Raw genomic sequence first — 23797 nt, 5'->3', positions numbered from 1 at the left:
ATTTATCGAAAATCGGGGTTTGGCAATCGACTAAAACCGCGGCCAGACCCCGGGTAGGCGGGTGATAACATCGCGTCTCGATAAACACTACGCGACAGGCGATAACCGGTCTTCCGGGCCTGCCGCCGGGAAGACAGCTCATGGCCGAATCGGCGTTGTTCATCCAATCCCTGGAAAAAGGCCTGGCGGTACTCCAGGCTTTTCGCGCCAACGAAACCATGAACCTGCGCGAAATCGCCCAGGCCTGCGACATCACCAGCGGCTCGGCGCAGCGGGTGGCTTATACGCTGGAACAATGCGGCTACCTGAAAAAGGATTCCTACACCAAGCGCTACCGCGTCACGGTCAAGGCGGTAGGGCTGGGCTACAGCTACCTGGCGCGTGAACCCCTGTTCCAGAACGCGCATGCCGTGCTGCACCAGTTGAACCAGGAATGCGGCGAAATCGTCAATTTGTCCGTTCCCGACGAAACCGACCACATGGTCTTCGTGATGCGCGTACCCACGTCCAAGCACATCCCCGTCTACATGCCGGTGGGGACGCGCATTCCAATGCACGCGTCATCGTCGGGCCGGGCCATGCTGGCGTACCTGCCCCCCGACGAGCTTGAGCGCAAACTGGCGACGGCCGCGTTTCAGAAACACACGCCGCACACCACCATCGATCAAGCCATGCTGCGCCGGTTGATCGACGAAGCACGCCAGAATCGGTACGCCTATGCCGACGAAGAGTTTTTCCAGGGCGACGTCAACGTGGCAGCCACGGTAATGAACGAAGACAGCCAGCCGATAGCGGCCATCAATATCTCGGTGCCCAAGCCACGTTGGTCTCTTGAACGCGCCCGGCTAGACCTCGGGCCGCTGGTAATTCGGGCCGCCCGGGCCATCAGCAAGAACGCAACTTGATCTACCGCAACTGAAGATAGCGTGGCAGGGGCACGAAAGCACCACAAAGGCGGTGCTTCGTTTATCTTGACTCCTGTGTGGAACACCTACTCTCTCCAGGGACTACACACACATCTTGGTAATGCTTTTAACCCCGCCCGGGTCTACCGTGCGGGGTTTTTTTTGCCTTCGGCATCGGCAAGCTAGTAGAAAGCCATCACCCTTACTAGTACCCCGGCGCCTTCCGTGAAATGCCACGCGCGGGCATGCTGCAGGTCTTTCACTTCTGGACTACTGCCGCACCTTTATGGATATGGAAATCTGGCAACAAGGCGCCCAGGCCGCCCGTGCGGGACTGGGCTTGCTGGATTGCCCCTTTTATCGAGCCGCAAACATGCCGGGCCACACAGGCGAACCCATCCGCGAATGGCAATTCAAGGTGAAGTCCTGGGAGGCCGGCTGGCACGCCGTCGCCGACATCCGCAACGCGGCCCCCCCGCCCGTGCCGACAATCCCGCCGGCGCCTTTGGATGATGGCGTGGAATAAACGCCCCCGGGCGAAAGGCTGGGGTCAGTTCCCGGCGATCACGCCGCGTTGCTTGAGTTGCGCGGCCAATCGGGTCAAGGGCGCCTCGGCGGCATCGATATCGCCCTGCCATGCGCTTCCCGGCTTATACGCAAGGATGGCCGAGAATGATTTGGCCGCATCCAGGAACCCCGGATCTTTCAGAGCGGCTTCCAACGCCACCTGCAAGCGCTCGCGCACCTCGGCCGGCACGCCCTTGTCCACCGCCAGCCCACGATCCGAGGGCACCACTACGTCGAAACCCTCTTCCTTGGCGGTCGGCACGTTCGGCAACATGGGCGCGCGGGCGTCCACGAACTGGGCCAGGATGCGCAACTTGGTCTGTTCCGCCGCAGGGTTGGGCACCGCGGTGTGGCTGGCGAAGATCATATCCACATGGCCGCCCATCAGCGCGATCTTCGACTGGCCCGTGCCGGCGAACGGCACTTCGGTAAACGCCGCCCCGCTCTCCAGCATCAAGACGTTCAGGGCAACGCCGCCATTGCTGCCCAAGCCATTCTGGCCGATGGATACGCTGTCCGGCTTGGCCTTGACCGCCGCCACCAGATCCTTCAGCGACGTATAGGGGCTGTCGTCGCGCACCACCAATAACGTGGGGTCGCTGACCACCCGGCCAATCAGTGCAAACTGGTCAGGATCGTAGGGCGTCGACTGTACCAGGGGCATGAAATTCATCGGTGGCGTATTCACCATCGCCACCGTATAGCCGTCTTTGGCGGCACGCTGCACGTAAGAATTGGCGATCGCGCCGGAGGCCCCGGGCTTATTCACCACGACGATATTGGCCCCGTCGGACAGATGTTTCTGCATGAACGGCGCCAACGTGCGGGCCAGCACATCCGTTTCGCCGCCGGCGGCGAAACCCACCACCAGTTCGATGGGTTTGTCATTGGGCCAGGCAGCCCATGCGGGCGCACAGGCGCTTGCGGCGATCAAGGCAAAGGCCCCTACTGCGCGGGTACTAACGGGAAATACCATGGTTACTCTCCTTTGTGTTCATTATTTTTGTAGTGGGCCCCGAAGGGCCCGGCCAACTACAGCAAGCAGTCAGGCTGCTCACGCACGATGGCATCGTAAATAGGTTGAAAATGCAGCCAGGCCATGAACGGCGTCGCCAGGTGCTTCTTGGAATGCAACGCCGCCTCTCGGCTGATCATTTTCAGCGGCTTGCCCGTGGCTTGCGCCTTGAGCTGGATTTCGCAAGCACGCTCGGCGGCGATGAACCACCACGCGGCTTCCTCGATAGATTCCCGTCCGGCCGAGAACAACCCGTGATTCTGGTGAATGGCGATCTTTGCCTTGCCAAAGGCTCGCGCCACGGCATGGCCCTTGTCGTTTTCCACGACGACGGCGCCCGCTTCTTCTGTAATCAAGGCCTGGTCTTCGTAGAAACCACAAGCGGTCTGGGTGATGGGGTCCAGCGGCAGCCCCAAGGCTGCCCAGGCCATGCCATGGGTCGTATGCGCGTGGCATGAGGCCAGCACATCGGGGTTTGCCTCGTGAATCGCCGAGTGCAGCACAAAGCCCGCGCGGTTGACTGCCCAGCGCCCTTCCAGCACCGTACCGGCGTGATCCACCATCAGCATGTCGCTGGCACGGACGCGCCCGAAATCCATGGCAAACGGGTTGGTCCAGTAAAGGTTGGGATGCTCGGGATCACGCACCGTCACGTGGCCTGCAAACCCATATTCATATCCGAATTTGGCAAAAACCCGGCAGACCGCCGCCAGCCGTTGCCGCCGATGCCAGCGTTCCTTTTCGGCGGAATCGAACGTGGGGTATTTTGGAAAATACAGATTGTCTTGCTTGGGGCGATATACGGTTTCTTGCTTCTCCTGCATGAACGCTCCTGGTAAAGGTCGATTAAGCCCGCCGCACGGCCACGGGCGCCAACCGGCGCCACCGGGCTCATGCGTGCCGCGATTCTAGGCAGTGGTCTAAGATAACTGCCAATCACATAACCAATGCCGGCCATAAAGCCAGCTTATGGAGACTGCCTGCCCCCATGCTTGCCCGCATCCAACTGCGCCACCTGGAGGCGTTCCATGCCGTCATGATGTCTGGCTCGATCACCGGGGCAGCCACTCTGCTGCACGTTACCCAGCCGGCCGTCAGCGCCACCATCAAGCATTTTGAGCAGCGCCTGGGATTCAAGCTATTCCGGCGCCAGGGCGGACGCCTGGTCCCCACTCCGGAAGCCCGCGCGCTTCTGCCCGAAGTGCAGGACATTTTCGGTCGGGTGGCGGGGCTGGAACGCTTCAGCCAGGACCTGGCCGAGGGCATCCACGGGTCGCTGTCCATCGCCGCCAGTTCGCCTATCGCAAACGCGTGGCTGGCGCAGGCCGTGGCGGAATTCGTCAAGACGCGTCCGACCGTGCGTGTGTCGTTGCAGTCGATGGACTCGAACTTGATCACGGAACGGCTCGTCAACGAGCAAGTCGACCTGGGCGTGGCCTTTTCTCCTGGCGACCATGAAGGCGTGCAATCCTTGCCCATGCGGAATGCGGAACTCAGTTGCATTCTGCCCGAGACCCACCCGCTGGCAGCACTGTCATCCATCGCCATCGACGACCTGCTGCCCTACCCCGTGATCACCTATGTACCGCAGGCGCTGCTGCGCCACCGCCTGAATGCGTTTATCAAACGGCCCTTGAATATCCAGATCGAAGTGGCGACGTCAATGACAGGCATGGTCCTGGCATTTCATGGCGCAGGCGTTGCGCTGGTCGAGTCCAGCCTGCTGAGTGCCTTGCCGGTGCAAGGCCTTACCAGCCGGCCGCTGAAACCCGAGATACAGGTGCATAGCCATGTGCTCTGGAGCACCTTGCGTCCGCAGACAGAGTTGTCTCGAGCCTTTGTCCAGCATTTGCTGGGGGCATGATTCCCAGGCACCGGGCATTGGCCGCCAACGCCCGTGGCATCAAGCAACTCAGCCTGGCGAGTTGCCGTTTTGCACGGGCGATACCGGCCTGCTCATGATCACGCTTCGGTAATTGACGCTCTGCCACTGCGCGTATTCAATGAAGCGATAGCCGCGCCGGGAATACCATTCGATCAAATGGGTTGCGGGCTCGGCGGTGTCCAGGGCGATCTCGGCTGCGCCGGTCTGTACAGCACGCGTTTCCGCCAGGGCCATCAAGCGGCCTCCCAATCCGGACGACTGCCACTCGGGGTCGATGGCGAACTGTCCCAGCGAAGCCACGTCGGCACGGTCCAGCCAGGCAGACCCTTTCGTTTTCTCGGCAGGCCGAAATACTATCGTGCCGATCAATTTGCCGCTGGCCTGGACCACGTAGCACTCGCCTTGGCCAATACGCGCTTGGGTCACCTCGGGCGACTGGTGCGTTGCCACGTACCGCAACCCCATCGCGGCCAAGGGCGCGTACGCCCTATGGAGTAACGCGGTCAATTCAGCAATTGAATCCTGGGGCGAAACAAGCCGTATCTGAACATCGGGAATCGCGCGCACGACAGCAACTCCTGCGGACGGAAAGTAGCGATGATACAGAACGTACCCAAGTCAGGCGCCATGGCGTTTTGGTTGTGTTACGGTTAAAGGGCGGATGCTCCGCGCAATAGGAGACACCATGAAAACGCAGATCAGCTTCAAGAAAACCGATGGCAGTGACGGCACGGCCCTTGTGAACGGCGCCATTTCCAGCACGCTCGAAGCCAAACGAGCACTGGCCAATGCATTGGACCTGCCTGCCGTTGACGCCCCGTCCGCAGGACAGGAAGACGTCGACTCCCGCCTGCGCAATGGGGGAATTGACCCGGACTCCATCGCCCAGCACCACATCAGCGAATAGCCTTCAACAACGCCGGCCCCGGCAAACATCCGGGGTTTCCCGGCGTGCGGATGATCCGTCTCGTAGTAATTTGGCCAGCATTTCAACTGAATACGGCTTTTGCATCACAGGAAACTCGACAGCCTCCGGCCCCACTATCGCGTCGCTATAGCCACTGGCCAAGACAATGCGTATATCCGGCCAGCTTGCACGAACCCGCTTTGCCAATTCCACACCGTTCATCCCAGGCAAGATCACGTCCAGGATAGCGACGTCAAATCGTCCACTTTTTTCGTTGAGTACATGAAGTGCCGCTTGGGCATCAACCACCCAGGTCGGGTTCTGGCCGAGATCCTGCAATAAATTCGAGACGACTTCGCCGACCAGTCGATTGTCTTCAACCAGCAGGATGTCGTTGCACGCGCCTATGTCCGTGCGAGGCATCACCGGTTGCGCATCCGGGCTCTTGGGTGGGTCGGCGGCCGGCAGGTAAAGCGTGAACGTCGAACCTTGCCCCACGACACTGCTCACCCCGACGTCGCCGCCGGACTGCTGCACGAAGCCCAGTACTTGGCTGAGCCCCAGCCCGGAATTCTTGTGCTGGCCCTTGGTCGAAAAGAAAGGCTCGAAGACATGCTGGACGAGTTCTGGAGCAATCCCCACACCCGTATCCCGAACCGACAGGGCCACAAACGGACCCAGGCGCCCCTGCGCGTTGCGCAGGGGTGGCAGATTATCGACATGCCGCACCGATAAGGTCAACGTCCCGCCAGCCGGCATAGCGTCTCGCGCATTAATGACCAGGTTCAACAGCGTCGACTCAAGTTGGCCTGTATCTGCAAAGATCGTGCAATTGCCGGAGCCAAGTTCATAAGTCAGCTCGACAGACGAGCCGACAGATGCCTCGAAAAGCGATCGAAGCGAGGTCAAGCTTTCTCTTGCGTCAAACACATGGGGCTGCAGCGGCTGCTTTTTTGCGTAAGCCAATAGTTGCCGGGTGAGCTGTGCCGCCCGCTCGGTTGTATCCGAGATGATGCCGATATAGTGCATCAGCGATTCGGGCATATCCGGAGACCGCTTCAGGAACTCGGCGGAAAACCTTATGGCAGTCAGGAAGTTGTTGAAATCATGCGCCACCCCGCCAGTCAGCCGGCCTATGGCCTCCATCCTTTGGGCGTGATGCATGGAATCACGGGTGGCTTGCAGCTCGTCGCGGTGGTGCTTCTGTTCCGTGATGTCGCGCGTGATCTTCGCATACCCGATAAGTTGGCCCTGGTCGTCATGGACGGGGTCTATTACGACACTGCACCAGAACCTGCTGCCATCCTTGCGAACGCGCCAGCCTTCTGCTTCGAAGCGCCCCTCGCGCGCGGCTGTCTCCAAGGCAATTCGAGGAATACCGGCGGCACGGTCTTCCTCGGTGTAGAAAACGGAAAAATGCTGGCCGATGATTTCTTCAGCCGTATAGCCCTTGAATCGCTCAGCGCCGGTGTTCCAACTGCTGACCCGACCATTGACGTCCAGCAGATAGAGCGCGTAATCCATGACGGCATCGACCAGCAGGCGATACCGGTCTTCCGTTGGAAACTGCGATGACGATTCCATGAGTTCCCCGTGGCGAGGTTATGGTGGCCTGGACACCGGCCTTTTCAAAGAACGATCGTTGCCACCAACCTACGTACGACAGCAAATACCATGCCGGGCCGAAGGGCTCCGTTCCCACGCGCGAAGCCGCTGTTTTTGTCGTTTATCTGACCTCGACAGTAGGGCCATTGGAGGAAGTGGGCAGACATGCTGCCCCACGGCAGGCCGTGCTCGAAGCCTTAGCAGTTGCCTTTTTTGGCTTGGCCAGGCGGGCAGAAACCGCCACCGCCGCCGCCATGCGGATCGACAATGACGGCGCCATCCGGCGTATATACGGCACAGCCGACCAGCAATGTGGCCATGATCGCCAGGCTGCAAAGGATTTTCATATCGCGGACAAGGGAGTTGAAGTGCCGCAAGTGTATTGCCAACCCGGGAAACAGGGAACAAGATGCGGTAACTGCATGTCAGCACCCAGATCGCCCGATTCAGCGACGGGTTTGAGAGGCAGCCTTCCATTGGCCGTCGGTCTGGCAAAACCAGAATTCCCAGTTTTCATGATTCGAACCTTGCTCCAGCCTGGCATGGAGCAAGCGGCAAGGTAGGCCATTCTGCTGGCGAGAACCGTCGGCGTAAAGTTGTCCCGAAACAGGAGCGCGACGGGCAACAGGGCTGGTCCATTGCGTGACAACGCCATCCTTTGGATTGCCAAGTACGGTTGCTGCAGCCTCGTTGAAAGATACTGCCTCGGCATGCTGCAAGGACCCGTAAATTGAATCCTTGGAGAATGCCCCATATGCCTGTGCCCAGCTCGCTTCGTTGGCGCAAAGAAGCCCAACCACCAGAGAGTATCGAAAAATTTTTCGGCTCAACGCTGTCATGATAGTTCTCCAACAACAATAGAATTGATCCATCTCAGGATAGGGCATCGCCCCATTTTTCATTCGCCCGGCCTCGTTGATCGAAATCCGCCACAGTAGACTGCCTGCCTAAATCGCTTTCGGCCACTTTCCCGCCGGGGCCGATCACGAAACTGTACTGGCCAGACCGTCCGTACACTGCCGGCCAGGCGGCGAAAGCGCAACCCGTCTCGTCGCTCGCTGGCAAGATGGCATACCTATACCCATGCAAGGCGGCATCCACGGGCACGTTGGCGCCCATCACCAGGGCGTCATCATTCAACGGGCTTTGTGCGGGGGATTGGCCGTCCGACTGCCAGTACAGGCCGTCGTGCTGGCCTTCGCGGCTGACAATCCGCTGCGCCGGCCTGCCCTGCCCCACCGAGGACCGATACCGCTGCTGCGCCTCGCATAGGGCCTGCAGGGTGGCAATCGCCGCATCCTCATTGCGGTCGATGCGCCGCCGCTGCATTTCCCGCGCGCCTTCGCGCACATCGAAATGCCATCCGCGCGCGCCCTTCAAGATGGGGGCCGGGAAGGACCAACCATGCTGTCCGACGATGAACGCCGCTGACGCCGGCCCCGCAGCCACCACTTCATGGTGCTTGGACCAGGCCGCCAGGAAGGCATACACATCATCGCGCGAGACGCTGTCTTGCGGCACATAGCGCTGGAAGTCGGCACCCAGGACGTATTTCAGTTGCTCTTCATCGCCAGTGGAAATAGACGTGGCCAGGGCCTCGGCGGCGGCCTCGGCACTGGGATAGGCCGCCTGGGCATACGCCTGCCCCGCCGCGCACAAGGCGCCGACCGCCAACAGGCCTAGCGCGGCACCGCGCATGCATTGCTGTTTTGCGTGTTTCATCGTCTTCCATGCCCCCGCCCAAGTTGTCCACCACCATGCATGCCGCCACCGTGTCCGCGGGGCGGGGCCGACACGCGCCGTGGCGCCTGGTGCGTGGCCGGCCTGGTTTGGCCCGCATGCGAAGCACCCGCGCTGCGCGCATGAGTCGGGCCGTTGACGCCGCGCAACGCATTGTCGCGATTGTTGTCCCGGGAACGGGCAATCGCCGACGCTTGCGCATCGCCGCGGCTGACGTTGCGGTTGGCACCGCCTGCGTGCACGCCCCCTGCACCGGGCCGCGCGCCAGCCTGGTGGCCGCCCGAACTACGTGCTGTCGAACTGGCCCCTTCGCGTTGACGCATGACTTCCTGTGCATGCTGGCGTCGGTCCTGCTGGCTCGCTACGGGCCGGGATGCCGTGCCGGCCGTCCGGCCACCCTGGCCTCCCTGGCCGCGTTGCGCACCGGTACGCCGATCATCGAAGCGCTGCCGGGTATCCGCGCTGCGATAAGGCGTATCGCCGCGTCGGGACGGGTCGTGATTCCACTGCACGTTGGTGCGGCTGGCGTCCAGCTTCTTGTTGACGTTGATGTTGTTGTAGCGGTTGACGTCGATATCCACGTCGTGATCGTCCCAGTCGAAGCCGCCCCACAACGAATCGGCGATCGCGATCCCCGTGCCGAATGCCAACCCGGAGACCAGCGCCGAGGCGAACGTCGACCCCGGCGGGGGTGGGTAATACGCCGGCGGATACGAGGGATAAGGCCAGCTGCCGTAGACGGTGGTGGGGTTATAGGTCGGCACGTACACCACGCTCGGCGAGGCGGGCGCGATACTGACCACGGTGGAACCGCCTTCGGTGGACGTCGTCACGGTTTGCTGCGAGCTACTCGCCAGCGATCCCGCTTTCTGTGCCTGCAGGCGCAGTCGCTGCACCGAGTTCATCACATCATCCGGCTGGTCCAGGAAGGCATCGCCCACCGAACGCACCCAATCGGGCTGCCTGCCCATCATGTCCAGCACCGAGGGAAATGCCGCCAGCGACATGACGCTGGGGTCCCAGGGCTGGTCCTGCACGGCTTTCACCGCCTCATCGCCGCTGAGATTCGCATTCCGGCCGGACCATTTCGCCGCCGCAGCCACGTCATCGGGATAAGTGGACGCCATCAGTACTTGAGACAGCAGCGCGTCGGGATACAGCGCGACCGGCGCCAGCATCTGGTCCAGTTGCGCATTGCCCAGCCTGGATTGCCCGTAGCCTGGCGGGCTTAGACACAGCAGCGCCAACACAGCAATGCAATACCTTAGAAACCCTTTCATGGAACTCTCCTGTCGGGAAAGCGATCTACACCGCGAGATTCCGTCACCCATGGCGCAATGGTGTTGCCAACCATCATCCGCGCCGCATGCGCCTCCTCCTGGTTACAGTAGCGTGAACAGCAATTTGCTCAATGTGCTCTTGAGCGGCCATTGCGTGGCCACCAGCAACAGCAAGGGCAACGCGGCGGGCAGCACGATCTTGGCGACGATCGATTTGTTGATGATGGCCGGCCGCATCAATGCCACGGATTGGTACAGGGACTGGATATCGGCCACCGGGCCCAGTTCAGGCGCGTTCAGCATGGCCAGGTCCGGCACGTCTTGCCGGGCGATCCATTTCGCATCCACCGCCCGGCCATGCTGGGCCAGCAAGACGCCGTAGTCGAGCAGCGCCTTCTTCTTGGCCCGCAGCAGCATGGGCGCAAATACCAATAGCGGCGCCAGTCCCATGGCGACCAGCACGACCAGCAGCGTGGCCATCTGCACATAGAGCGATGGCACCGGCACCTCATGGTAGAAAACGCCGTGGGCCCACGCCCCTGCCACCACCGCCGAGACGGACAGAATGAACGGACTGTAGACCACCGGAATACGGTCCAGAAAGCCCAGCCCGGCGAAGCGGTCCGGGTGCATGACGACCAGCTGCAACGGCAGGCGCGCGATACGAAACAGCAAGATCGCCAACAATATCAGGCGCCATATCCAGGCCAGCAGCAGTACCGAGAATATCGGTCGGGTCACCAGCAGGAACCACCAGGCGCCGAAGGCCAGGCTGCGGCTCTCCGCGCCCGCCCATTGGATCTCGTCCCGATTGGGCGCCAAAAAGAAGGCCGCAGTCCAGGCAGCCACCAGCCCAATGATGACCACCCAGGGAAGGGCCTGGTTGCGCAGGCGAAGGACATCGGCAAGCACTTGCTCGAATTGCGGGGCCTGGGCTGCGCCGATCAATCCCGTGCGGCGGAATTCCCGCATGAACAATGGAATCGTCCGTTGCGCCAGTCCTTCGGCCAATACCAGCAGGGGAATGGCCACCAGGCAGCGCACATGTATGCCGATATGGCCCAGCAGCGGCTCGGCGATGCCGGCGGATTCGACCACGGTGCCCGCGAACCAGGACGCAATCACCAACGGCAGCCAGGCCACCAGCGCATAGATCACGGCGCGCCGCTTGAAGCCGTCGCCGTCGGCGGGGATCAGGCCGATGCGGCGCTGCAGGCGATAAAACGGGTCGTTGCGTACCAGCGAAAACTGCGTGGCAGCGCTTGCCCCCGACTGCTCCGATTTCATATCCACCTCCAGCACGTTGCGCCGGTACAAAAAAATCAGCGAATTCCACGCCCAGCGACAGATGGCGCGATCCTGTTCAGAAGCTCACCGCCAACCCCACTGAAAAACCCGAGACATTGGTTCCAAATACATAGCGGCCCACGAGGCGCGTGCGCGTAATGACAACGTTGTAGGCACTGGAATCCAGCTCCAGCCCAGCGCCCACCGAAGTCAGGCGATCGAACCCCAGCACGCCGCGCTGGTCGCCCAGGAACTCGGAATGCGTCAGTTCAAGCACGTATCGCAGCGGCCGCTGCAACAGCATCATGCCGGTGGGTGCTCGGTAGCGCGCCCACAGGTTGGCCGATTGCGCCACGGCCTTGCCTCGCACGGCCGCCGAACTACTGAAACTCTGCAGCCGGATATCGGAATACCGCAATTCCACGTCCACTTCGTAGCCGGGTCGATAATGCTCGTAGTCCAGCATCACCGATCCGCCCAGGCCGTAGGCATTGAGCGAGCCCCGGTCCAGGAAATCGACGTCGCGGCCGGTCTTCCTGCCCACATACCAACTGGCGGCGCGCAGATCGCTGGAGACATTGCCCAAGGCGAAATTGAAGATGGGCCTCAGCTTCAGCTCATCGGTCAGCTTGAAATCCCAGCCGATGCCACCCGTGGCCGATATGCTGTTCCATTTGGTGGGAATGCGCCGGCTCTCTGCACCCTGTGTCGCGATGAAGGTCGGATCGTAGCGGCTGGCCGCCAGCACCCCTTCAAGGTAAATGGGCACCGAGTCGGACAACGTATCGCCACCACCCAGTTGCGTCATGAAGAAATCGCTGGAGCCCGAGGTCGATCCACCACCGCTGCCAATGGACAAGGAGCTCGTGGTTATGTCGGGCACGATGGAAAACGACATCAGCGCCAGCACGCCATTGGCCCGCTTCTGCAGATCGTCATGAGTCAGCCTGAGACCCGTCTGCGCAAGCGCCGGCGTTGCCGCCGTGGAAACCAGAGCGATCAGCAAGCATCCAGAAACCCGCTTTGTCATAGCTATCGCTATCGCCTGCCGGCCAAACATGACATCCCCACCAAAAAGCGCCAGAACACCGGTGCACTGCCGCATTCTCTATCTGGACACACCTGCCGGATCGCTCATGGCGTCGCGCTGGGCAATCAGCAGGGCGTCGCTCTGGTCGATGCGGATCGTGCCGATACGAGGAAATTCAAAGTCGATAATGATGTAGAGCGCCGCCGTCATGACCAGCGCATAGAGCGCCTGGTGAATCAGGCTGCCCCGCTTTGCGTTGGCCAGGTTCAGTCCGACAAAGCAGCCGCACACCAGCGCCAGGAAACCAAGAAACAAGTAAGTGACCAGCGGCGGATGAACCTTCTGCGCCACGGTCAGGGTGGTAGAGATGTCGAACATCTCGTTCACGGCGTCCACATACGACGCCGCGAAAGGCGGCGTACTGCGCGCGGCCGCCTGCATCGAGGAAGCCCAGATCTGCTTCTGCATCGCCGCCACCTGGTCCGCAATCGCCTCGCGCTGGCGCAGGTCGGCCACGTGCCGGTGATAGTTGATGCGCTCGTCCACATAGCGGCGGAATTGCTCGCGCAGCTGGGGCTGGTCGGCGGCATTGATCAGGTCGATGCGCAACCACGCGGTGCCGATGGCATTGACTTCCTGCACCAGCAGATCGCGCCGCTCGGCCATGCGTTGCGCCGCGCCGGAAAACGTGAACGCCACTAGCAGGCCCAGCAGGGCGAACACAGAGGCCTCGATGGCAGCCGCGCCCGAACGGCCGGATTCGCCATCCGGGCCGGCGCGCCTGCCCAGATAACGCCCGACCTGGATCGCGGCAAACAATAAAAAGTAGAACAGCACCGCCAGACCCACGAGTACAACGGAATAGTTCATAGATCACCATGCGCTCGCCTGCTATTCGTCCTGCCCGCCGATAAACCAGCGCAGATAGGGGTTGTCTTGGCCGGCTTGCGCCAGCGCCGCGGCATCGCGAGCCCACCCCTCACGATCGCCCCGATAGGCCGCCAGGGCACTGCGGTAGAACAAATCGAGCGGCGCACGCTCGCGCTCGATGTCGGCCATCAGGGCCGCACTGCCGCCCTGTACAGGTGGATCGCCGCGCAGCGCCAACAGTTCGGGCAAGGTGCGCACCACTTCGCGCGGCCGCACCCAGGTGGCGTATTCGATTGCCGGCAGATCATCGGTGACGGCAGGTGTCTGGCCGGCAAAGCGCACCAGGCCCGCACGGTCGGTCACCCAGGTCGCCAGCAGCGCCGCCGGCGAGCCGACGCCTACCTCGGCCAGGGCCGCGCGCACGCCGGGCTGCGCATAACGCGCGGCGATACGGGCGGCATCCAGCGGCAAGGGCTGCATCGAGCCCACCAACAACATCTCATGCAGCTCGGTAGTCCACAGCGAGGCATGCGGAAAAATTTCGATGAAACTGGCCACCAGCGCGCGGGTATCGTCCAGGTTCTGGGTCGGCAGAGGTAGCCACTGGGCCACGATGCCATCGGGATTGAGCCGCGATGCCGCCAACGCATAGAAATCGCGGGAATACAGATTCACCACGCCCGCCGCGGAAGGCGGCGGCGGCTCCAGGGTGACCAGGTCATAACGCTGGGTGCTGCCCAGCAGTTCCCGGCGGCCGTCGCGCAGGCGGATCTCCAGGCCGGCGTCCCGAGCCGCGCCGTAAGTCCCGTGGAACAGCGGCGCCGCATGCAGCACCCCCGGCAGCAACTCGGCCACCACGCGCTGCTCCAATCCCGGGTAGCGTGACAGGGCGCCCGCCGTAATGCCCGTGCCGTAGCCAATCACCAGGGCCGACCGTGGTTCGCCGGCATGCACGATAAGCGGCAGCAAGGCCTGCAACCGCATATAGCGCAACGATGGCATGGCGTCGCCGGAATTCGACACGCCCTGGATGTAAAGGCGCCGGAACCGATGATCGCCCCGGCCGCTCTCCACCACGGCCACCGTGCCGCCGTGGCTTTCTTCGTAGAACACCAGGTTCTTGTCTTGCGCGCCCGGCAGCAGGCGTGCAAGGTGGTCCACAGGCAGCGCCCAGCCCACGATCAGGGCGGCGCCGCCCAATGCCAGTGCCAGCGCGCGGGCCATGGGCGCGGCGGGGCGCGCTTGCCAGGCGGCAATCGCCCCTGTCACGCAGGCCGCCACCGCCAGCAGGACCAGGCTGCGCAGGGTGCCCAGGTACGGCAGCAGCACAAAGGCGGTGAGGGCCGTGCCGGCAATGCCGCCCAGCGTGTTTCCCGCCAACACCGCGCCCGCGCCCTGCCCGCGCTGCTCGGGCGGCACGGCGATGCGCAACACCGCGGGAAACGCCGCGCCCAGCAGCAAGGTGGGCAGCAACACGATGACGGCCGCCGCAACCGCGAAGCGTGCGCTCATGCCGGCCAGGCTGCTGCCTGTCCAGCCGTGCACCGCCTCTTCCGCCAGGCTCTGGACGCTGACCAGCCAGCGGCCCAGCAAGGCCGCCTCCATCAGGGCGAAAATGCCCGCGCAGGCAATCAGCAGGCCGAACACTCGCCAGGGATCGCCCAGCCGGTGCTCCAGGCGGGCGTACAGCGCCGCCCCGATCGCCAGGCCCGCCAGATAGACGGCCAGCACAATGGAAAATGCGAAAGCGCGCGTGCTCATGAACGGCACGATCATCTGCGACCACAGCACCTCGTAGCCCAAGGCAATGGCGCCCGCCACGGTGTAAAGCCCGATGGCCAGCCATGCCCGGGCAGGCAGCGAATGCGGCGCGAACCGGGAAACCGGTGCCGCCGGCTGCCCCCGCGAGGCCATAGGGCTGCGCCGGTCCAGCATCCAGGCGCCCAGCGCCGCCAGCAGGTTCAGGCCCGCCGCCACCCACGCGCTGCGCTGCACGCCAAAGGCGGGGATCAGTACAAAAGCCGGCAACAAGGCGCCCGCGATGGCGCCGCCGGTATTGGCGGCGTACAAGGTGGCGCCGGCCCGCCCCACCCGGCCGGCGCCGGTAGCGCGCAGCAGTACAGGCAGCGTGCCGCCCATCAGGAAAGGCGCCGCGCCGATAACCACGACCACGGCCAGCCAGGCCAGCAGCGGGCTGATCTGCTCAGCGCGTGCAAAAGGCAAGGCGCCGTGCGCCAGGGCCAGGGTCACGGCCACCGCCGTCGCCGCAATGCCCACCTCGATCCGCGCGTACAGCCGTAACGGCCGCTCGCTGCGATCCGCCAGGCGGCCCAGCCACCAACTGCCCCCTGCCAGCCCCAGAAAGAACGCACTGACCGCCACCGCGATGGCATGCACTTCCACACCCACGATCAGCGACAGCTGCTTGATCCACAGAATCTGGAAAACCAGGGCAGCCATGCCCGACAGCGCCAGCAACAGGGACACCGTGGCAAGCCTTGCCGTGGGCAAGGCTTGCGCGTCGGCCCCGGACATACCCGCCAGTGCACGCGCGGATGAACTCATATTGTTGTGCTCATGAAACTTGGTGGAAAATCCGCAGGCCGCGGGCAGGCGTGTGGCCCGCCCGCGGCCCTCCCGCCTACTTGCCCTGCTTCTTCGATTGCTCTTCGAGGATTTGCTCGACCTTCCGATCGACCTCAGCCTGCACCTGGTCGACGCTGAAGGTCGCCGGACGCTGGCTGGGTGGCCATTCGACGAATGTCTGCAGGAATTCCGCCGCCTTCATCGAGGCCATGAGCACCAGATAATCGTTCTTTACCACCCAGTCGTAGTACTGGTCGGAGACGATATCCGCCCGCTCATACGGATCCATGCGCAGGTTGAACAACTTCGGCACGCGCAGGCATACGAACGGATCCTTCCAGACGGCGAATCCACCTGGCGCCTGTTGCTCGCAAAAAACAGCCTTCCAGTTGCCTTGACGCATGGCGACCAGCATCCCGTCGTCGTTGAAATAGTAAAAATCATTCCGGGCGCTTTCGTCGTTCTTGCCGGTCAGGTAGCCCAGTTGGTTGTATCCGTCCAGGTGCACCTTGTAGCTTCGGTTGGCGCCATCGGGGGTCCATCCCTTGAGCAGCCGTTCTTTGACGTCGGTGTCACCTGCTGCGGCAAGCAAGGTCGGGAACCAATCCAGGCCCGAGACGATTCCGGTCTTGACTTCACCCGCAGGAATATGCCCGGGCCAGCGGATCATGGCCGGCACACGATAGGCGCCCTCCCAGTTCGAATTCTTCTCGTTGCGGAATGGCGTTGTTGCGGCATCCGGCCAACTGAACTGGTTCGGCCCATTGTCCGTCGCATAGATCACGATCGTGTTGTCGGCAATACCCAGATCATCCAACTTCTTCAGTAGCTTGCCGACATCCTGGTCGTGTTCCCACATCCCATCGGCGTAGGCATTGCCCGGCATGCCGCTCTTGCCCTGGTGCTCGGGCCGGATATGGGTGAACAAGTGCATGCGGGTGCTGTTCATCCACAGGAAGAATGGCTTGTCATCCTTGCCATGCTTGTCCAGGTAATCGAGCGCGGCGCCGACAGTTTCGTCATCGATCGTCTCCATCCGCTTGGAGGTCAAGGCGCCGGTATCCTCGATTTTGCCGTCGGCCGTCGCCTTGATCACGCCACGAGGCTTATAGCTGTTGATGACGTCGTCTTTCGAGTCTTTGGGCCAGTACGGCCGCTCGGGCTCTTCCTCGGCATTAAGGTGATACAGGTTACCGAAGAACACATCGAACCCGTGCTTGGTCGGCAAATACTCGTCGCGGTCGCCCAGGTGGTTCTTGCCAAACTGCGCCGTGTTGTAGCCATGCCCCTTCAACGCCTGGGCAATGGTGATGTCACGGTCTTGCAGGCCCACCGGCGCGCCCGGCATCCCTACCTTGGACAACCCCGTGCGCCGCGGCACTTGTCCGGTGATGAAGGTCGATCGCCCCGCCGTGCAACTGTTCTCGGCGTAGTAGTCGGTGAACATGGTGCCTTCCTTGGCGATCCGGTCGATGTTGGGCGTCGTGTAGCCCACGACACCCTTGCCATAGGCACTGATGTTGGTCTGCCCGATATCGTCGCCGAAGATCACGAGGATATTGGGTTTCTTGCCAGAGGCCTGTGCCTGTGGCGTGGACTGCGTGTTCTGGGCCTGCGCCTGCGCGCCGCCCATTACCGCAAGCCCGCTGGCGGCTACCACTGCCGCTCCCAGCCATCGTCTTGCTCTCATGGTTGCTCTCCTTGCCCAACAGGGCTTCCAACACACATCAAGGTTTCTCGAACGCGTATACCCGGCTCCACTCCTTTTCCATATCTACAACCGTCCACCCCTGGCGCTGCGCTTCGTCCAGCGCGCGGTCCAGGCGCCCTATCTTCGAATCCCTGTCATAGGCCCATTCGCGTTTGGCATCAGTGTGATGCACCAACCCGGTGAAACGCTTGCCCGACCCCGCGGCGGTCCACTGCAACATCTGCAGATCGCCGTCGGAATTGCCGAAGGCCAGAATGGGACGGCGGCCGATATAGCGCTGAATGGCCACTGGCTTGCCCGGCCCGTCGTCGTTGAATTCCAGCTTGCCATGGCGCCACAGCACCGGCTGGCCGCCCCGCATGTCGAACGAAGTCACGAAACTGCTGCCAATGACCTGTTCGGGCGGGATGTCGTAAGCCTCTTGCGCCCAGGCCCGCATGAATTCCGTTTCGCCGCCCGACACAATGTAGGTCTTGAAATCGCGGGCGCGCAGGTAGTCCAGCAGTTCGCGCATGGGCGCGTAGGTCATGCTGGTGTAGGGTTCATTGAACCGGGGATGCCGGGCCTTGGCCGCCCATTGAGTCACGCTCAGTGTGAAGTCGTCGGTGCTCATGTTGGTGTGCGTGACACCGACGATTTTCAGCAACGCGGGTTCGCCGGCCTTGGCCAACGCGGCATGATCGCCCGCGATGGCGGCCTTGTAAGGCTGGCGCCGTGCCCATTCCGGGTGACTGGGCGCCATCGTCTTGATGCGGTCCAGCGCGAACAGCAGCTGGAAATACATGGGCTGCTCGCTCCAGAGCGTACCGTCGTTGTCGAACACTGCAATGCGTTCTCCGACGGCGACGAAATCCGGACTGCCCGGCTGCGTAACCGCCTTCACGAACTCGATGATCGCCGCGCGCGACGGCCCGTCGTTCCACGATGGCAGTTCGGCGCTGGACGTGCGGGCATTGTCTGTCCCCGCGCAAGCCGCCAGCAGTAGCGATATGGCGGCCGCGCCAGCCCAGGTGGCCCAGCGCCGCAGTCCTGTCATCCGCAGTTTGTCCATCATTGGTCCTTTGTGCGCGTGCCGCGCGAGGGTCGTGCCGTTGTCGCGCCCGGATTCAGACCGGGATTCAAGATGGGGGGTAATGCGTAGGCCGGTACGGGTACGCAGCGTGCGCGCCAGGCCCGTCGCCATAGGCGCGAGGCCGCCAGCAACCCGGTGCGCCAGCTTGCGTCGCGGCCCTGCCCTGCATAGACCTGCCGCAGCGTGGCCGCCGCGGTGGCGCATGCCGGGTCGCCCAGCGGCGCCACCGCGGCGCGCAGGTCGTTCGTGCCAGCCGCGCGCGCCAGCCAGCGATAGAAAGCGCTGAGCGTCGCCTTGCCCTGGCGTGCCTCGCGGCGCCAGGCGTGCCAATGCCATGGCTCGCTCGCGCGCCGGCGTACGCGCGCCCGCCATACCCAGGCACGCAGCGCCTGGCCCCCGCGTCGCCACCACGGCCAAGTCAGCCACAGCGCCAGCGCCACCAGCGCCACGCCGCCGGCCCACGCGAGCCATGCGGCTGGAAGCACCCAACGCAGGCCATGCCGCAATTGCGCCAAATCGTCGGCCAGCGAAAATGGCGGCGTGGCCGACGGGGCGGCCCCTACCGCGAAGGTCTGTCCGGGTAGCTCCTGCTGCCGCAACTGTCCGCTTGCGCTGTCGCGCCAATGCAACGTCACGGCGGGCAGACTGAGCGTGCCGGCTTGCTGGGCGATGTAGTCGGCACGATCGATGCGTTGCCCGCCGATGAAACCGCCGCGGCCGTCGGTCAGCGTGGTGACTTCCGGTTCGCGCGGATAGCGCTTGAAACCCGGCACGTTGATCAGCGGCGCGGCAGGCAGCAGCATGGCCTGCACCCCATCGGCGCGTTGCGTGACGCTGCGCGTTACGCGGCCGCCCGCCACCAGCGGGTTGGGTGCCAGCGAAAAATCCTGCGACACGTTCAGTTGACCGGTCGCGACGCCCTGGCTGCCGGTATCGCTACCGGCCTGTACGCTGAACGACAAGGGAGAACTGCTGGCCGTTATCGCCCGCTTGCCCGGCCCGACTTGGGCACTGACGGTCAATGCCGGTATCTGCACGGCGCCAGGCGCGGTAGGACTCAGTATGTAGGTGTAGCGCAGGCCGCTATAGGCCACCCCGTTTCTCTTGTCGTGCACGATATCGCCCTGCCCGGACGGCGGCGTCACCATTACCCCCGGCAAATCCAGGCCCGGCAACTGCGGCGGCTGCGTGAACCAGGTTGGCGTCATCACCTCGAGCTCAAGGCGCAGCGTCGTCCCGGCCACCACATCGGCCGGCGCCTGCAAGCGTGCCGTCACTTGCATCACCGGACCGTCCTGGGCATGGGTAGAGGCGGACAGACCCAGCAACAGAGCAACTGACAAGAGGACGGGCTGCCAACGGATCATGGCCGTCCTCCAGCGGCCGCATCCTCGGCAGCGAACTTGCCGCGCAGGAAGCGCGCGGGCGACAGGCTCAGATTGCGCAACCACATGTCTTCGGAAGTGGCCTGCGCGACGGGCACCTGGGCGATCTTGCCCGCCTGCGCGGTCTTGTCCGCGATGGTGCGGTCGGGCGGCTCGGCGGGCTGGCCCTGCTGCTCTTGGCTCATCGCCGCCAGCAGGCGGGTCACGATGTCGCGATTCACCATCGCCGGCTGCCACCCTGGCTTCAGCGCCAAGGCCTGTTCATAGGCGGCCAGCGCCGCGTCGTACTGCCGCAAGCGCGTCTGGGTATTGCCGACATAGAAATAGCCCTCGGCCGTATCCATCGTGGCAAACGCGGCCAGCGCGTCAGCATAGTTGCCTGCGTCGTAGGCGGCCCGGCCTTTCCAGTACGGGTCGCGGAAGTGTTCGGCGGCAACGTCGTAATGGCCTTGCTCGAACGCCAGGCGGCCCTGCTGGTCAGCAGTCAGGAACGCATCGGCCAGCGCGCCTGCACGCGTGTCCTGTGGCGCGCCCAGCATGATGGCGACAAGCAGGCTGGCGGTCCAGGCGACGTTCCAGCCTCGCCGGATCGCCAGCAACGCCATCGCCGCCAGCAGCCAGCACAACCAGTAACCCGCATCCTTCCAATGCGCCGGTCCCGCTTGCGCGTCCTGCACTGCCCGGAAATGCTGTTGCGCATGCAGGGCGATCCAATCCAGGTCGTCGATTTTGTGCGTCAGGCTGCCCAGCGGCGCGCCAGCGGCATCCGCCAGATCGCGCAACGCCGCCGTGTCGATGCCCGACCGCGCCTGGCCGGTCTGCCCGACGGCCATCACCAGTATCTGCATGTCGCGGGCGGCCTGGGCATTCTTGCGCACGGCATCGCGTTGCTGCGGGTCTGCGCCGTCGGTCAGCAGCAACAAGGTACCTCCGGCGCGCTCGGCCGCCAGCACGCGCGTGGCCAAAGCGATAGCCCCGGCCGCGTCGCGGCCCTGGGACGCAATCAGGTCCGTGGACAGGGCCTGGGCGAACAGGTCCAGCAGATTCGTGTCATCGGTCGGCGGCAGTACCAGATGGCTGCTGCCCGCATAAGCGATCAGCCCTGTCCTGGCGCCGGCACGGCGCGCAGCCAAGTCGCGCAGTACATGCTTGGCCGCCTCCAGCCGCGAAGGCGGTACATCGGCGGCGTCCATCGACGGCGACAGATCCACCGCCACAATCAGGGGCGCCACGTTGTCCAGGAAGACCGGGTCGTCGCGCTGCCAGGTCGGCCCGGCGGCGGCCAGCGCGCCCACGGCCAGGATCAACCCCAGGGCATCAATGGGCCGCGGGCCGCGGCTGCCGGGGGCCTTCACGATCAGATAGGGCAACAGGGCCGGTGCGATCCGGCTGTCGCGCCCGGCGGTGTCCAGTTCGCCGCGCCGTGCCCACCAGAGCAGCAGCGCCACCGGGATGCCGAGCAGCCACCAGGGACGCAGGAAGTGAAAGACGCTCAGGTCGAGGTCCATGCGTCTTCCTTGGTGTGCATGTTGGCTCGCGCCGCGGCGCGGTTGCCCCCTCGCCGGCCGCCCAGCGCGGCAAGGCCATGCCACAGTGCCAGCAGGCAGAGTGCCAGGCCGAGCGGTGCCCAGAAATAGTCATGCTTGGGCTGATGCCGCAGCGTCTTGACCTCGCGTGGGGTAATTCGATCCAGCGTCGCGTAAACCGCCTGTAGCGCAGTTCGGTCCCGGGCCTGGAAAAACTGTCCACCGGCGGTGCTGGCGATATCGCGCAAAGTATCGAAATCGACCCGGTCATCGCCACTGGCCGCCGGGTCGCCGATGCCGATGGTGTGCACGGTGACATGGTGTTCCGCGGCCAAAGCGGCCGCGCGCGCTGGCGGCACAGCACTGCCCGTGTCATTGCCGTCGGTCAGCAATATCAGCACCTTGTCCCGCTCCTGGGCCGAATCCAGCATGCGGATACCCAGGCCAATCGCATCGCCCACCGCGGTATTGGGGCCGGCCATGCCGACTGCGGTCTGGTCCAGCAACAGGCGCAGCGACGCGTGGTCGCGCGTCAGCGGAGCTTGCGGATAGGCGCCGGTGCCGAACACGATCAGACCCAGCCGGTCGTCGGCACGTTTGTCGATGAAATCGGCCACGACGGCCTTGACCGCGTCCCAGCGCGACACGGGGCGGCCTTGCGCATCGCGGAAATCATCGCTGTCCATCGACTGCGAAATATCCACGGCCAGCAAAATGTCGCGCATCGGCTCGTTATGCGTCAGCGGCGGCTCTACCCATTGCGGGCGGGCCAGCGCCAATACAAGAAGCAGCCAGACAGCCACGTTCAGCCACAACTGGCCCCGGCTGGCCTGTACGCCCGGCCGCGTGGGCGCCTTGCCCGTGAGTTCCGCCATGGTGTCGAAAAACGGCAAGCGCAGTGCCCCCCTGCCCTGCACGTAGGGAGGCAGCCAGCGGTAGGCCACCAGCGCCAACGGCGCCGCGGCAAGCAGCCAGGGATACTCAAGGCGCCACATGATGGTGCTCCACCCAATGGCGGCTGGCCGCGAGCAAGCGCGCGAGCACGAGCGGATCCAATGATTGCACCGCGGCGTCGGGCGAATAGGCCAGCGTCGCCAGCAAGCGGGCGCTATCGTCGGGAAACGGCTGCTGTCCAGCATCCTGGTCCAGGTACGCCAGCCACGCCTTGCCACCCAGTGCGGCCACCCGCGTTTGCTGCCCGGCTGGCTGCGCCGCCAATGCCGTGCGCTTGAGCAAGGCTGGCAAGCCACGCGCGGCCAAGGGATTGGCGCCTGCCTCGCGTGCCAGGCCATCCAGCTCTTTCAGCGCCTGCCGGCGGTAACGATTACGTCGATGACGCCGCGCATATGCGATGGCCGCCCAAATGCCGCCGGCCAGCAACAGTACTGCCAGGACCGCCCAGCCCCAGGTCTGAGGCCAATATGGCACGGCCGCCGGCAAAGGCAGCTCGCGCAACTGATCCAGGCCGGGCAGCGTGTCGCTCATGCGCGCGCTCCCGTCTGGTGCCCCAGCTCGCGGCGCAATTGCGCCAGTTCGTCATCGGCGGTGTCGATGGACAATAGCGGCACCTGGCTGCGCCGCAGCAGCTCGGCCACCTGGCGCAGGCGGCCGCCGAAAAAATCTGCCAGCGGCTGGCGCTCGCGCTGCCGGCCCACGGCGATTTCCATCTGTAATTCGCCTTGCGTGACCACCAGGCGCCCGCGTGTCGGCAGGTCTTGCGCCATGGGATCGAACACCAGCGCGGCAACGACGTCGTTGTGCGCAGATAGCTGTCGCAGCAAGCGCAGCGTGTCGCTATCGGCACCAGCGAAGTCACTGATGAGGCAAACCAGAAAGTCGTGGGGCGCATGCGCCAGGACCCCCCGCAAGGCCGCATTCAGGCCTGGCGCGGCAGGTTGTTCCGGTCGTTGTGCCGACAGCGCGGCATTGGCGCGCGCGACTTCGGCCAGCAGTGCCCGTATCCGATCGCGGCTGCGCAACGGCTTGAATGCCCGCACGCCATCGTCGTCGAACACCAGCCCCCCGACACGGTCTCCCGCGCGGTAGGCCATCCAGGCAGCCAGGGCTGCCACGCGAGCGGCCACTGCGCATTTGAAGGCTCGCACCGACCCGAAATACATGCTCATGCGCTGGTCGACCACGATCATTGCCGGCCGGTCGCGTTCCTCGGTGTACGAGCGCACATAGGGCTTGCCATAGCGCAGCGTCGCGCGCGGATCCACTTGCCGCAGGTCGTCGCCCGGCACGTAGCGCCGCAATTCCGAGAAGTCCAGCCCGCGTCCGCGTAGCCGCGAGCCGTGCTGCCCCGCCAGCACGCTGTTCAGCGGTTGGCGAGCCACGAACGACAAACCGCGCACCGCGGCTTCCAGCGCCATCAGTTCCGATAGCGGGGGATGAACGGGGTGTGGGGCGCTGCGCATGGCTGT

The 23797-nt window shown here is 63.9% G+C and carries 23 protein-coding genes; 4 read left to right on the top strand and 19 right to left on the bottom strand.

Annotated features, from left to right (window positions below; all coding sequences use genetic code 11):
- The first annotated feature begins 140 nt into the window (after positions 1–140).
- On the top strand, positions 141–905 hold the full coding sequence (locus KW845_RS05725; protein ID WP_218368178.1) for an IclR family transcriptional regulator: 765 nt from the start codon (positions 141–143) through the stop codon (positions 903–905).
- Between the two features lie 286 nt (positions 906–1191).
- Positions 1192–1431: a CrpP-related protein gene (locus KW845_RS29640; protein WP_370628182.1), complete on the top strand. Its 240-nt coding sequence runs from the start codon at positions 1192–1194 to the stop codon at positions 1429–1431.
- Between the two features lie 24 nt (positions 1432–1455).
- Here KW845_RS29640 and KW845_RS05720 read toward each other — a convergent pair whose 3' ends face one another.
- Together KW845_RS05720 and KW845_RS05715 are read right to left on the bottom strand one after the other, a co-directional pair.
- Positions 1456–2448, bottom strand: coding sequence for a tripartite tricarboxylate transporter substrate binding protein (locus KW845_RS05720; RefSeq protein ID WP_218368177.1), 993 nt, complete (start codon positions 2446–2448; stop codon positions 1456–1458).
- A gap of 56 nt (positions 2449–2504) precedes the next feature.
- Positions 2505–3311 carry a class II aldolase/adducin family protein gene (locus tag KW845_RS05715; protein WP_218368176.1) on the bottom strand — a complete coding sequence of 269 codons (807 nt, stop codon included), beginning with the start codon at positions 3309–3311 and terminating at the stop codon, positions 2505–2507.
- 164 nt (positions 3312–3475) lie between these two features.
- On the opposite strand from KW845_RS05715, the gene KW845_RS05710 reads away from it, so the two are divergent.
- On the top strand, positions 3476–4351 hold the full coding sequence (locus tag KW845_RS05710; RefSeq protein WP_218368175.1) for a LysR family transcriptional regulator: 876 nt from the start codon (positions 3476–3478) through the stop codon (positions 4349–4351).
- A gap of 48 nt (positions 4352–4399) precedes the next feature.
- Here the strand turns inward: KW845_RS05710 and KW845_RS05705 are convergent, their stop codons facing one another.
- A complete protein-coding gene (locus KW845_RS05705) occupies positions 4400–4822 on the bottom strand; it encodes a GNAT family N-acetyltransferase (RefSeq protein WP_370628181.1) in 423 nt (140 codons plus the stop codon).
- Positions 4823–5057: 235 nt separating this feature from the next.
- On the opposite strand from KW845_RS05705, the gene KW845_RS05700 reads away from it, so the two are divergent.
- Positions 5058–5279, top strand: coding sequence for a hypothetical protein (locus tag KW845_RS05700; protein WP_218368174.1), 222 nt, complete (start codon positions 5058–5060; stop codon positions 5277–5279).
- Positions 5280–5282: 3 nt separating this feature from the next.
- Here the strand turns inward: KW845_RS05700 and KW845_RS05695 are convergent, their stop codons facing one another.
- The 16 genes from KW845_RS05695 to KW845_RS05620 all read right to left on the bottom strand — a co-directional run bounded on the left by KW845_RS05695 (position 5283) and on the right by KW845_RS05620 (position 23791).
- The gene (locus KW845_RS05695; RefSeq protein ID WP_218368173.1) at positions 5283–6863 is read right to left on the bottom strand and encodes a PAS domain-containing sensor histidine kinase; all 1581 of its coding nucleotides are present in this window, start codon (positions 6861–6863) and stop codon (positions 5283–5285) included.
- A 218-nt stretch (positions 6864–7081) separates the two neighbouring features.
- Entirely contained in the window at positions 7082–7261 is a 180-nt protein-coding gene (locus tag KW845_RS05690; RefSeq protein ID WP_218368667.1) for a hypothetical protein, read from the bottom strand.
- 69 nt (positions 7262–7330) lie between these two features.
- Positions 7331–7723, bottom strand: coding sequence for a hypothetical protein (locus tag KW845_RS05685; protein ID WP_218368172.1), 393 nt, complete (start codon positions 7721–7723; stop codon positions 7331–7333).
- Positions 7724–7757: 34 nt separating this feature from the next.
- Positions 7758–8606 carry a DUF2950 family protein gene (locus KW845_RS05680; RefSeq protein WP_218368171.1) on the bottom strand — a complete coding sequence of 283 codons (849 nt, stop codon included), beginning with the start codon at positions 8604–8606 and terminating at the stop codon, positions 7758–7760.
- The gene (locus KW845_RS05675; RefSeq protein ID WP_218368170.1) at positions 8603–9904 is read right to left on the bottom strand and encodes a DUF3300 domain-containing protein; all 1302 of its coding nucleotides are present in this window, start codon (positions 9902–9904) and stop codon (positions 8603–8605) included. Before KW845_RS05675 ends, KW845_RS05680 begins: the two co-directional genes overlap by 4 nt.
- 102 nt (positions 9905–10006) lie before the next feature.
- Positions 10007–11191 (bottom strand): hypothetical protein, encoded by a 1185-nt coding sequence (locus tag KW845_RS05670; protein ID WP_218368169.1) that lies wholly within the window; start codon positions 11189–11191, stop codon positions 10007–10009.
- A gap of 76 nt (positions 11192–11267) precedes the next feature.
- Positions 11268–12221 carry a hypothetical protein gene (locus tag KW845_RS05665; protein ID WP_218368168.1) on the bottom strand — a complete coding sequence of 318 codons (954 nt, stop codon included), beginning with the start codon at positions 12219–12221 and terminating at the stop codon, positions 11268–11270.
- A 78-nt stretch (positions 12222–12299) separates the two neighbouring features.
- On the bottom strand, positions 12300–13091 hold the full coding sequence (locus KW845_RS05660; protein ID WP_218368167.1) for a hypothetical protein: 792 nt from the start codon (positions 13089–13091) through the stop codon (positions 12300–12302).
- Between the two features lie 21 nt (positions 13092–13112).
- Positions 13113–15656, bottom strand: coding sequence for a fused MFS/spermidine synthase (locus KW845_RS05655; protein ID WP_218368166.1), 2544 nt, complete (start codon positions 15654–15656; stop codon positions 13113–13115).
- A 76-nt stretch (positions 15657–15732) separates the two neighbouring features.
- Positions 15733–17367, bottom strand: a complete 1635-nt coding sequence (locus tag KW845_RS05650; protein ID WP_218368165.1) for an arylsulfatase — start codon at positions 17365–17367, stop codon at positions 15733–15735.
- 37 nt (positions 17368–17404) lie between these two features.
- Complete coding sequence (locus KW845_RS05645) at positions 17405–18439, bottom strand: HAD family phosphatase (RefSeq protein ID WP_218368632.1); 1035 nt, start codon at positions 18437–18439, stop codon at positions 17405–17407.
- Positions 18439–19827, bottom strand: a complete 1389-nt coding sequence (locus KW845_RS05640; RefSeq protein WP_218368164.1) for a BatD family protein — start codon at positions 19825–19827, stop codon at positions 18439–18441. Before KW845_RS05640 ends, KW845_RS05645 begins: the two co-directional genes overlap by 1 nt.
- Positions 19824–21353 (bottom strand): VWA domain-containing protein, encoded by a 1530-nt coding sequence (locus KW845_RS05635; RefSeq protein ID WP_218368163.1) that lies wholly within the window; start codon positions 21351–21353, stop codon positions 19824–19826. Before KW845_RS05635 ends, KW845_RS05640 begins: the two co-directional genes overlap by 4 nt.
- Positions 21338–22366, bottom strand: coding sequence for a VWA domain-containing protein (locus KW845_RS05630; RefSeq protein ID WP_218368162.1), 1029 nt, complete (start codon positions 22364–22366; stop codon positions 21338–21340). Before KW845_RS05630 ends, KW845_RS05635 begins: the two co-directional genes overlap by 16 nt.
- Positions 22353–22856 carry a DUF4381 domain-containing protein gene (locus KW845_RS05625; protein ID WP_218368161.1) on the bottom strand — a complete coding sequence of 168 codons (504 nt, stop codon included), beginning with the start codon at positions 22854–22856 and terminating at the stop codon, positions 22353–22355. The genes KW845_RS05630 and KW845_RS05625 overlap by 14 nt, the downstream gene beginning before the upstream one ends.
- Positions 22853–23791, bottom strand: a complete 939-nt coding sequence (locus KW845_RS05620; RefSeq protein WP_218368160.1) for a DUF58 domain-containing protein — start codon at positions 23789–23791, stop codon at positions 22853–22855. Before KW845_RS05620 ends, KW845_RS05625 begins: the two co-directional genes overlap by 4 nt.
- Between the last annotated feature and the right edge of the window lie 6 nt (positions 23792–23797).

It is taken from the genome of Bordetella sp. BOR01 (assembly GCF_019218885.1).
GTDB lineage: Bacteria > Pseudomonadota > Gammaproteobacteria > Burkholderiales > Burkholderiaceae_B > Bordetella_A.
Note: the sequence above shows the minus strand (reverse complement) of the source record. Positions and strands in the feature narration are given on the sequence as shown.